Origin of the sequence: Robertmurraya sp., assembly GCF_036676585.1 — a bacterium.
Classification (GTDB): Bacteria; Bacillota; Bacilli; order Bacillales; family Cytobacillaceae; genus Robertmurraya_A.
Window position 1 is genome coordinate 1 of the sequence record NZ_JAKFCQ010000207.1, and the last position, 7,801, is coordinate 7,801.

General features: G+C 39.2%; 7 protein-coding genes. 4 read left to right on the top strand and 3 right to left on the bottom strand.

Annotated elements, in window-relative coordinates; translation table 11 throughout:
- Positions 1 to 51: 51 nt before the first annotated feature.
- A complete protein-coding gene (locus ACGLXV_RS24795) occupies positions 52 to 522 on the top strand; it encodes a nucleoside deaminase (protein ID WP_119710355.1) in 471 nt (156 codons plus the stop codon).
- A gap of 28 nt (positions 523 to 550) precedes the next feature.
- Positions 551 to 2,281 (top strand): adenine deaminase, encoded by a 1,731-nt coding sequence (gene ade, locus ACGLXV_RS24800; RefSeq protein WP_391560745.1) that lies wholly within the window; start codon positions 551 to 553, stop codon positions 2,279 to 2,281.
- A gap of 38 nt (positions 2,282 to 2,319) precedes the next feature.
- Here the strand turns inward: ade and ACGLXV_RS24805 are convergent, their stop codons facing one another.
- Positions 2,320 to 4,347: a carbohydrate-binding domain-containing protein gene (locus ACGLXV_RS24805; RefSeq protein ID WP_391560746.1), complete on the bottom strand. Its 2,028-nt coding sequence runs from the start codon at positions 4,345 to 4,347 to the stop codon at positions 2,320 to 2,322.
- Between the two features lie 164 nt (positions 4,348 to 4,511).
- Here ACGLXV_RS24805 and ACGLXV_RS24810 point away from each other — a divergent pair, with 164 nt between their 5' ends.
- Both ACGLXV_RS24810 and ACGLXV_RS24815 read left to right on the top strand, forming a co-directional pair.
- The gene (locus tag ACGLXV_RS24810; protein ID WP_391560747.1) at positions 4,512 to 5,195 is read left to right on the top strand and encodes a response regulator transcription factor; all 684 of its coding nucleotides are present in this window, start codon (positions 4,512 to 4,514) and stop codon (positions 5,193 to 5,195) included.
- Positions 5,188 to 6,480 carry a sensor histidine kinase gene (locus ACGLXV_RS24815; RefSeq protein ID WP_391560748.1) on the top strand — a complete coding sequence of 431 codons (1,293 nt, stop codon included), beginning with the start codon at positions 5,188 to 5,190 and terminating at the stop codon, positions 6,478 to 6,480. Before ACGLXV_RS24810 ends, ACGLXV_RS24815 begins: the two co-directional genes overlap by 8 nt.
- A gap of 90 nt (positions 6,481 to 6,570) precedes the next feature.
- Here the strand turns inward: ACGLXV_RS24815 and ACGLXV_RS24820 are convergent, their stop codons facing one another.
- Positions 6,571 to 6,897: a PTS lactose/cellobiose transporter subunit IIA gene (locus ACGLXV_RS24820; protein ID WP_391560749.1), complete on the bottom strand. Its 327-nt coding sequence runs from the start codon at positions 6,895 to 6,897 to the stop codon at positions 6,571 to 6,573.
- A 73-nt stretch (positions 6,898 to 6,970) separates the two neighbouring features.
- Positions 6,971 to 7,801 (bottom strand): PTS sugar transporter subunit IIC (locus tag ACGLXV_RS24825; protein WP_391560750.1); only part of this gene is annotated, 831 nt, incomplete at its 5' end.

Sequence of the window (7,801 nt, forward strand, 5' to 3'; positions counted from 1 at the left end):
CAAAGGTTAGTTTTTTACTCAATCATTCACTACATCGGAAAAGGTGATTCTATGGAAAAAGTATTTTTTATGAATGAAGCGATTAAGTTAGCTTGTGAAAATGTGTTAAGTAATCATGGTGGTCCTTTTGGAGCAATTGTGATTAAGGACGGGAAAATTATCGGAAAGGGAAAAAATGAGGTCACAAGCACCAATGACCCTACTGCCCATGCAGAGGTTCAAGCAATTCGTGAGGCTTGTTCCTATTTAGGCAGTTTCCAATTAACAGATTGTGAGATATATACAAGCTGTGAACCATGTCCGATGTGCATCGGAGCGATTTATTGGGCGAGGCCAAAGGCAGTTTATTATGCGTGTACAAAAGAGGAAGCGGCCCAAATTGGCTTTGATGATCACTTTATTTATGAAGAAATTAGCTTGCCAATTGAAAATAGAACGATTATGATGAATCAAATTACTGTTGAACAGTACAATCTACCGTTTAAAATGTGGGAAGTATCATCTGACAAAACAGAATACTAGTCTCTTATAGACGATCTAGGAGGAGAGTATGGACAAAAGCAGACTAAAACAACGTATTGAAGTGGCCTCAGGGAAAACGGAGGCTGATCTTGTCATAAAAAATGGCAAAATTATTGATGTATTTACCGGTGAAATTTATGAAGGTGACGTTGCCATCACAGATGGAGCCTTCGTTGGAGTAGGGAATTATTCTGGTAAAAAGGAATTTGATGCAAGCGGGCGATATGTATGCCCTGCTTTTCTTGATGGTCATGTTCATATTGAATCATCTATGGTGTCTCCGAAGGAATTTGCGAAGGTTGAGCTACTAAGAGGAGTTACCACTATTGTTGCCGATCCTCACGAAATCGCCAATGTACTAGGTGTTAAAGGAATTCAGCTTTTACTTGATACTTCGGAAAATCTCCCCTTTAATTTTTACTTTATGCTTCCTTCCTGCGTACCTGCCACTAGCTTTGAGTTAGCGGGTGCCACACTTGAGATTGAGGATCTGTCCCCATTGTTTTCCCATCCAAGAGTGCTCGGTTTAGCAGAGGTAATGAATTTTCCAGCTGTGAAAAATGCGGAAGAGTCAATGTTAAATAAGTTATATGAAGCAAAGCGTTTAAACGCAAAAATTGATGGTCATGCCGCTGGACTGAGTGATATGGACATTAATGTATTTATGACTTCTGGTGTACGAACCGATCATGAGTGTACTTCTGCCGAAGATGCGATTGCTCGTTTGCGCCGCGGGATGTACCTAATGATTCGGGAAGGCACTGTTGCTAGAGATTTAAAGAAGCTGCTTCCTGTCGTGAATGAACGAAATGCTAGACGCTGTCTTTTTGTCACAGACGATAAGCATCTTGATGATATCCTGCATGAAGGAAGCATTGATTACAATGTTCGATTAGCCATTTCGGAAGGACTCGACCCCCTTACAGCTATTCAGTTAGCTACTATTAATACCGCTGAATGCTTTGGTTTACAGGAAAAAGGAGCGATTGCACCAGGATATGACGCGGACTTTTTACTTCTGGATGATCTGCATTCCGTGAGCATCTCCCATGTGTTTAAAGATGGGAATCTTATGGTTGAACATGGGCAATTAATTAATTTCCCAGAAAATGAGCAAACAGATATTTCTTTTGAATATGTAAACACCGTTTGTTTTCATGATTTTTCCGAAGAGGCGTTACATCTTCCCATCACTGAAAACAAAGCCAATATCATAGAAATCAATAAAAACAGTCTCGTAACCAATCATCTTTTTGAAGAAGTAACGGTAAACGAAACTGGTTGTTTTGAGTCTTCGTTTGAAAAAGATCAATGCAAACTAGTCGTTATTGAAAGGCATCATTACACGAACAAAATTGGCTTAGGAATTGTCAAAGGATTAGGATTGAAAAATGGAGCTATTGCTTCGACGGTTGCTCATGACTCACATAATTTAGTTGTCGCTGGAACAAGTGATTCAGATATCCTATTTGCTGCTCAAAAAATAAAAGAAATGCAGGGCGGGCTTGTGGTTGTTAAAGATGGAGAAGTGTTAGCCTCTTTACACCTCCCGATTGCAGGCCTTCTTTCAATGGGAACATACCAAGAAGTGTATGCTGGTTTGAATAAGTTGACGATTGCACTAGAAGAAATTGGCGTAGGTGAAGGCTTCAACCCGTTCTTAACGGTATCCTTCTTATCTCTCCCCGTCATTCCAGAGATTAAGCTAACTGCTCAAGGACTTTATGATGTAAAAAATCAAAGGCATATTCCATGTTAAAAAAGGTAGAAGGAATCCCTTCTACCTTTTTCTAGTTCTTATAAACTATCACCCGTTGTTGTACTTTGGTCGGTCGTGCTTGAATCCGTACCAGGTGCTGTACCTCGATCTGGTCGTTCCATTCCTTCAGGCGGTGTTCCTCCATCGCCTCTCATTCCGCCGCCACCACGGCCTCCCATTCCACCCATACCGCTTTGGGCTTCTGTCACTCCTGATTCATTCAACCAGGTTACGACATCGGAAATAGTGAACTCGACAACCTTCGTGCCGCCACTATATTCTCCATCCGTGTATAAACCATTCGTTTCCGTACCTGTTGAAGTTCCTCCAGAATATAATGTGTAACTAGAGTCCTTCGCTAAATCAGGCGAGCTGATATATACAGATGAATATTCTTTTTCTGGTGCAAAGGTTGCGATTGTATTTCCTTCACTATCCTCTAAGTGTATTAGTGTTCCTGCACTTTGAGTTGCTGGGTACGTCATTAGAATTCCATTTTGTTCTGACGTGTCAGAGCTTGCTTGAACCATTCCAGAGCTACCAGCTGCAATTAATAATCCTCCAGAGATTTCAAAGGTACCATTATAGTCTAATGAACCATTTCCAGAGTTTGTTGGACCACTTACGACTGCTGTTCCTCCGGTCATAACAAAGTTTCCATTCGAGTCAAGTCCGTCACCTTGTGAATTAACAGACACGTAACCACCACTGATTTGAAGCATCATATCAGATGATGTACTGCTCTCCATGTCCATTCCTGAACCATCGACTCCTCCACCAACATTCAATCCATCATCACTTGCAGTTACGTCAAGCGTTCCATCTGCAATCGCAATTACTGAACCCTCAATTCCTTCGTAACTCTTAGTAATAGTGATATTTCCACCTTTCGTTAAGACAGAAGAGTCCGCGTGAATGCCATCATCTCCCGTTGCAATGGTCAATTCACCAGCTTCAACTAGAACGTTACCATTACTATGAACGGCGTCATCTAGCGAATCAATCGCAAATGCACCACCAGCGATCGCCAGTTCAGCTGTTGCCTTTAAACCTTTTGAACTGCTTGTTTCTGTCGTTGTTGTAGTAGTTGTTGATTCACTTTGGCCTCTTCCACCCATAGCATTTTCATTTGCCGCTACCGTCTCAGGGCTTCCTCCACCAGTTGTAATAGTATAATCTCCACCTAACGTATACAGAGAAGTTTGGGCTTGAATTCCGTCATTTTCTGCTGTAATGGAATACGTTCCAGCTTCAATGACTAGATTTCCTTTTTCTGCATCCTCATCATTTGTCGTTTTCATACCGTCACCACCTGCTGTAATCGTGAACGTTCCTTCCTTAATAGCTAGTAAGTCTCGTCCAACAATCGCATCGTCCTTAGCGGTAACTTCAATATTTCCACCTGTAATTTTCAGATCATCTTTTCCTGTAATTCCGTTGTTAAAGTTCGCTTCAACCACAAGTTTTCCTTCACCATTAATCGTTAAATTGCCTTTACTAAAAATGGCTGAGTTTGGTTCTTCTGCTTCTGCATCATCGTACGCATACTGTGTTCCATCTGTAATGGTATTTTCCGTTTCTTCAGGCAATGAAATGACTGTCTTCTCTGCATTCTTCACATAAATTGGGGCTGAAGAACTGCTAGTAATATCTACTCCATTTAAAACCAGTCGAACCGTATTATTATCTTCTGCGTCTACAACAATTTGACCATCGTCTAATGTTCCACTAAGTACATACACGCCACCTGCTTTAATCGTAACGGTACTTCCTGAAACAACCACAGCACCAGATCCTTCATAGGTTGCTGTTGATCCATTCAACTGGATGCTCGTTACGTCTTCATTTTCCCAATCTGTATAAAGATCATCGTCACTATAGCTGACAAGTCCACTTACAACGGATTGTATATCGCTGTCTGCTAGTGTGCTTAAACTCTCTATATTAACCTCTGTAGCAGTACTTGTACCTGAACTTGATTCCTCTTCCGCATTACTGCAGGCAAATAATAATGTTGTGCACAATAAAGGTGCAATTAGCTTCGTGAATTTATATTTTCGTTTCATCAACTTGGCTCCTTTTCTATTTGATAAGCCTATTATGTTTGCCCAACCTTAACAAAACCTTAAAAAAATTTATATTCAATAAATAATTTGCATTTCTCGCATTTGCCCCTATAATCGAACTTAATTCATTTAAGAAAAACAATTCATTAAAGGAGGCGACAAAATTGAATTTATTAATTATAGAAGATGACAAAGTCCTCTCGGAATCAATTAAAGAAACCACCAAGGAAATGTTTCATATTGAACAAGCGTTTGATGGAGAAGAAGGATTGTATTTAGCGGAACAAAATATTTTTGATGTGATCATATTAGACATAATGATGCCTCATATGAATGGATACGAGGTACTTGAGGAACTCCGAAAGAAGAATATTACGACTCCTGTTATTATCCTGACGGCAAAAGACGGCATTGATGATAAGATCAAAGGATTTAAGGTGGGTGCAGACGATTATCTAGTCAAACCATTTCATCGTGAGGAGCTTTTGCTACGATTAGAAGCAATGGTACGACGTTCGGTTGGCTCATTTAAGGAAAATATCCTGTCCTTTAAGGATTTACATTTAAACTTAAAGAACAAAACAGCATCGATTGGTGAAGAAGTGATAAAACTAAATGGAAAACAGTTCGATTTACTCGAGTATTTAATCAATAATAAAAATACGATCTTAACCAAAGAACAGATTTTTGACCGAATATGGGGATTTGAGTCAGATACCTCAACGACGGTTGTGGAAGTGTATGCGAGCAACCTACGCAAAAACTTAAAAAAATACGATTATGATCAATATATCAAAACCTTTCGAGGATTAGGCTATATGCTTTCAGAAGGTGAAGGAAATGTTTAAGGAGAAAATCTTCCGTAGCCAACAGCTCAAGTTCATGATTTTTAACCTTATTGCCTTTACGATCATTTTCACGATTTTTGGAATTATTATTTTCAGCCAGGTGCAAGGAACGTTATTTAAAAAAACGGACGAAGAACTTGAAATGGTTCAGGAAAAACATATGAGTGATTTTTCAGATCGGACAATTGAAGACCGGCCAGTAGATGGTATTGATCGTACTCCTCCGATGAACGACCAAAGAGCGATTAAAAACCCTCGTATTTTCATGTTAAATTGGAGTAAAGATGGAGAGATTGTTGAGGGTGATCAAATCGGATCATTATTTTACGAAAGTTATTTACAAGACTTTACTCTAGATAAAAACAATCTTGATACGGTAACTAATATAACCATAGACGATCACCACTATCGATATTTGCTATTTGAAGATACGAACGAAGATGATGATGTGGCATATGTACAATTAATAATCAATACCGATGCAGAAGAAACGATCATCAATAACTTCCAAAAGCTAATCATTATTTTTTCTATCGTCTTTATCGTTCTTTCTATATCAGCAAGTTATATTTTATCGAAAAAAATGATGCAACCGATTATTCTTTCATGGAAAAAACAAGCCGAGTTTGTCGAGAATGCATCACATGAATTACGAACACCTTTGACGATTATTCAAAATAAACTCGAGCTTTTGTTAACTTCCCCTCAGGAGAAAATAGCGAACAAATTTGAAAATATTGCACTAAGCTTATCCGAAACTAGAAGACTATCGAAACTTACCTCTGATTTATTAACCCTTGCTCGTGCTGATTCTGCAGAAACACAGCTGGTGAAGCAAACCATTCATGTGGACACATTTGTGAAAAACGTATGTGCCCCTTATATCGAAATTGCGGAGTCACAGGACAAGCATTTATGGCTTCAATTGAATTGTGACTTGAAAATGGAAGCAGACGAAGTCCGCCTACACCAGCTGCTCGTCATATTGCTTGATAATGCGTTAAAGTATACCGGAGAAAATGATAGCATTGGTGTAAAAACGTATGAAGAAGACCACAAAATTATTTTTGAAGTGAGTGATACGGGAATCGGGATCAAGGAAGAAAATATGAAATATATATTTGACCGTTTCTATCGCGAAGATAGAGCCCGTTCTAGAGAAACGGGAGGAGTCGGCCTAGGGTTATCTATTGCTCACTGGATTGTGAAGCAGCATGAAGGAACCATTAAGGCAACCCAGAATAAAAATAAAGGAACTACCTTTAAAGTAAAACTACCTAGATAGGGTCACAAACGTGGCCCTCTTTTTTTACACAAAATAAAGGCATGGATTTTTCTTATCCATACCTTTATTAGTAATATTGATTTTTTATCATTAGCCAGATACCTTTTCTAACTTTATTGTCTCGTATAATTCCACAAATTCTGTTGCTAAATCCTTCATGGTGATCGAGTTCATCAGATGGTCCTGCGCATGAACCATTAAAAGAGAAATTTCTACTTTTTCTCCTCTAATTTCGCCTTGAATCAATGAAGTTTGAACATGATGTGCCTCGTTTAATGCATCTGCTGCTTCTTGCAGTTTTGCTCGTGCTTCTGTAAAATCTCCTCGCTTCGCAGCCGCAATGGCTTCCATTGAACAGCTCTTTCCATTTCCACCATGTAAAATAATTTGAAATATCGTTTCTTCCATAGATGCCATGGTAAACCCTCCGTAAGAAATTAGTCTCACATGTACTCATGTGAGACTAATTGTTTTTATGTCTTGATGTTAATTAACTCACTTTTGATGAATTATTTACTCCGCCCTCTTCTTGTTGCTTCATCTTATCCCACATTCTGAAGAACGGGAAGTAGATAGCTAGAGCGATAACGACGTTGACAGCCTGCATAACCGCACCTGAAATCTTACCACCAGTTGCTAGGTATCCACCGATAATTGGCGGCGTTGTCCAAGGAATCGCGATACCTGCTGGCTTCGCAACTAAACCTAACTTCATTGAGTAGTACGTTACAACGATTAGAACGATTGGTGTTAAGAAGAATGGTACGATTAATAATGGGTTCATTACGATTGGCGTACCGAAAATGATTGGTTCGTTGATCATGAATGTTCCAGGACCAGCCGATAATTTACCAAGCGCCTTCATTTGTTGGCTCTTTGCCCAGAAAAGCATGAGCATCGCTAGACCAAATGTAGCACCTGTACCACCGATATTAACGAATACTTCAAAGAATTGTGATGTAAAGATATTTGGTAATTCTTCACCAGCACGGAACGCAATTTGGTTTTCTTCTGTTGCCATTAACCAAACTGGGCTTAGTACACCTGCAACGATGTTTGTTCCGTGAAGACCTGCTGACCAAAGCATCATAATAAGCATGTAGGCAACAATCGAACCGATTAAGCTTCCACCTAATAATCCAAGTGGCTTACCAAGTACTAATTGAACCACATCGTGAATACTGCTAATTCCAAAGTACTCAATTACTAAACGAATTAAGAAGATAATAGTGATAACAATAAAACCAGGAACAAGTGCAACAAACGATTTACTTACTGCCGGTGGAACGCTATCTGGCATTTTAATAACAATATTTTTCTT

What these genes read in the sequence shown, in the direction of transcription:
- ACGLXV_RS24820 (WP_391560749.1), bottom strand. Translation starts at nt 6,897, where the DNA reads ATGGCATCTATGGAAGAAACGATATTTCAAATTATTTTACATGGTGGA.
- ACGLXV_RS24795 (WP_119710355.1), top strand. Translation starts at nt 52, where the DNA reads ATGGAAAAAGTATTTTTTATGAATGAAGCGATTAAGTTAGCTTGTGAA.
- ACGLXV_RS24815 (WP_391560748.1), top strand. Translation starts at nt 5,188, where the DNA reads ATGTTTAAGGAGAAAATCTTCCGTAGCCAACAGCTCAAGTTCATGATT.
- ACGLXV_RS24805 (WP_391560746.1), bottom strand. Translation starts at nt 4,347, where the DNA reads ATGAAACGAAAATATAAATTCACGAAGCTAATTGCACCTTTATTGTGC.
- ade (WP_391560745.1), top strand. Translation starts at nt 551, where the DNA reads ATGGACAAAAGCAGACTAAAACAACGTATTGAAGTGGCCTCAGGGAAA.